Source organism: Sulfurimonas sp., from assembly GCF_026991475.1.
Taxonomy (GTDB): domain Bacteria; phylum Campylobacterota; class Campylobacteria; order Campylobacterales; family Sulfurimonadaceae; genus Sulfurimonas.
The window spans coordinates 1-2,956 of the sequence record NZ_JALXBK010000123.1; the positions used below are offsets into that span (position 1 = coordinate 1).

Consider the following 2,956-nt stretch of genomic DNA (forward strand, 5'->3'; position numbering starts at 1 on the left):
AGCAACACTGCAAACGCAGTGCTTTTAATTGTAGCTGGTGTTGCTATGATACTTGCAGGTCTCTCTTTAATGGGAAAAATAAAATTTTTAACAATTATAGAACATTCTATATCTTCTTCAAATTTTTATAAAAAATCATTTCAGAAAATACTCCACTCAAAATCAAATGTCAGTTTTTTTGTGCTAGGTATGCTTAATGGTCTGCTTCCATGTGGTTTTGTTTACTTCTTTGCCATTACCGCAGCAAGTACAGCAAGCCCTCTCTCTGGAGCACTTGTCATGTTTATTTTTGGTATAAGTACTATTCCTGCAATGTTTTCACTTGGATTTTTATCTTCACTTGCATCTGCAACAAATTTTAGAAATATGATGATGAGCCTCTCTTCGGTCGCGGTTATTTTATATGGAACATTTACTATTTATAACGGTTATACTTATATATCAAATCCACATAAAACATTGAGAGACTGCTGTTCTGTTAAATTGAAAGATAAATAAGTAAGAGGCTAAACGCAGAGGGTCTGCGTTTACTTAAACTGCCCAGAGAGTCTTTTATATACTTCTGAACTCTCTAAGAGTTCACTATGTGTGCCAGCTGCTACTATGCTTCCTTTTTGTAAGACTAAGATTTTGTCTGCATGTTCAATCGTGCTTAATCTATGTGCAATGGTAATGGTGATTTTATCTTTTGTATATTCACTTAGTGCTTTTTGTATGCGTTTTTCACTCTCATTATCAAGTGCAGATGTTGCTTCATCAAAAAGGAGTAGAGATGCGTGTTTGTAGATGGCTCTTGCGATGGCTATTCTCTGTCTTTGTCCACCTGAAAGATTTGCACCTGCTTCACTCATCATTGTGTGTATGCCATTTTCTAACTCTTGTACAAAATCATAAGCATCTGCTAGTTTGAGGGCTTCTATTACTTTTTCTTCATTAACATTTTCTTCTCCATAAGCAACATTTGCAGCTAAAGAGTCTTGAAAAATGTAAATGCGTTGCGTTACAAGGGCAATGTGATGTTTTATAGAGCTTTGTGTAAACTCTTTTATATTTGTATTATTTATGAGTATTGCTCCCTCATCAGGATCATAAAAACGTAGTAACATATTTACAAAAGTAGATTTTCCACCACCGCTGTCACCTACAAGTGCTATATTTTGACCAGCTCTTATTTTGAGGTTTACACCATCAAGTAGATTTGTATCTTCATATTTTAAAACAACATCTTTATACTCTATCTCTTTAATGTCAGCTTGAAGCTCTTTTTCTCCATCAACTATTTTGTTTGGAGTATCTATTATTTCAAAGACACGCTCACTTGCAGCAAGTGCATCTTGAATCTTTGAGTATATAGCACCTATTTTACGAATAGGCTCAAATACAAGTCCTACAGCAGTTAAAAATGCAGTAAATTCACCAACAGTCATTTTTCCATCAAATACTTCTCTACCACCCACATAAACAACAGCAGCAAGACCGATTACAGCAATTATTTCCATTATGGGAGATACTAAAGCACCCACATAAATTGCTTTCATATTTATTTTAAAAAATTTCCAATTTTCAAGGCTAAATCTTTTGATTTCAAAATTCTCAGTATTGTTGGCTTTTATAATTTCACTATTGTTAAAAACTTCAGTTAATCGTGAAACGAGGTCGGCATTTTTACTTTGTGAACGGTGTGAGTATTTTTTTAGTTTTTTTGCTATACGCATTAGTGGATAGATAATTAAAGGTACAACAATAAGTGTATAGAATGAGAGTAGGGGGTTTAGATAGATGATGTACCCAATAAGGGTAATAACCGTAATAGTATCTCGAAACATATCTGGCAGCATATTTGATACAAAGTACTGGATACGACCTATATCATTTGTGATGCGTGAAATAAGTTCACCACTTCTGTTCGTATATAAAAATGCCATATCCAGTGAAATCATTTTATGCAGAAGTATTTCACGAAAACGAGTAATGATACTCTGCCCAATATACTCCATAAATACAGTTTGTATATATTTTCCAATAGCTTTTGTAAGGTAGATGGCAATAAGACCAAAAGGAATTATATATAGCATATCTTCTTGTTTTTTAATAAACATATCATCCATCATTGGCTTCATGATTTGTGCCGTAGCTGCTGTTGAGATGACAATAAGAATACCACCAAAAACAACAAGCATGTAGTAAAGTTTATACTCTTTTATATAGGGCCAAAACCGTTTAATAATCTCTTTCAATATTGCTCCGATTAATTTAAGTGTGTTATTCTACTATATATAATCTTACACAGAAATTTTAACCAAAAGAGGTGCTTCTGCTAACAATATATCAGTAAAGAACTGATATAATAAGAAAAAAATTATAAGGTATATTTTATGAAGAGTTCAATCGTTGAAAGTATCAAATCACTTCCTCCGCTTTCTAAAACTATTTTAGACATTAACAGAGTCTATGCTGATGAGGAGGCTGGTGTTGCGGAACTTGCAAAAGTAATTTCACATGATCCTATGATAGTTGCAAATCTTCTTAAAAATGCAAACTCTCCTCTGTACGGTTTTGGAAAAGAGATAAAAAATGTGGCGCAGGCCGTTTCACTTTTTGGTATGAGTATGACACGCTCGATTGCTCTTGGAAATTCTGTGCGAAAACTACTTAATGTAGATATGCAGCCTTATGGCATTACTAGTGAAAAGTTTGCTGAGGTTTCTGAAATGCAAGCAACTTTGATGCTGAAATGGTATGAAAAAGTAGATAAACAAAAGGCTGATGATCTCTATCTTGCGGCATTTTTACAAGAGACGGGGAAAATTTTAATTGCTAGTGATATTATTCAAGAAGATGAAGATGTGAGTTTTAAAGCTGAGGTTGAGTTTTCAAATAATCTTGCACAGTTAGAAAAATCTTATGTCGATGTAAGTAGCTCTGAAGTAACTGCAGAAGTATTTAATCACTGGGG

3 protein-coding genes are annotated in these 2,956 nt (G+C 33.7%); 2 read left to right on the forward strand and 1 reads right to left on the reverse strand.

Features of this window, described 5'->3' with window-relative positions:
* Positions 1–498: sulfite exporter TauE/SafE family protein (locus MV589_RS10695; RefSeq protein ID WP_297434711.1), on the forward strand; the 498-nt coding region annotated here is incomplete at its 5' end.
* A 29-nt stretch (positions 499–527) separates the two neighbouring features.
* Here the strand turns inward: MV589_RS10695 and MV589_RS10700 are convergent.
* Positions 528–2,237, reverse strand: coding sequence for an ABC transporter ATP-binding protein (locus MV589_RS10700; RefSeq protein WP_297434713.1), 1,710 nt, complete (start codon positions 2,235–2,237; stop codon positions 528–530).
* Between the two features lie 138 nt (positions 2,238–2,375).
* Between MV589_RS10700 and MV589_RS10705 the strand changes: the two genes are divergently transcribed.
* On the forward strand, positions 2,376–2,956 hold a 581-nt coding region (locus tag MV589_RS10705; RefSeq protein WP_297434715.1), incomplete at its 3' end, for an HDOD domain-containing protein.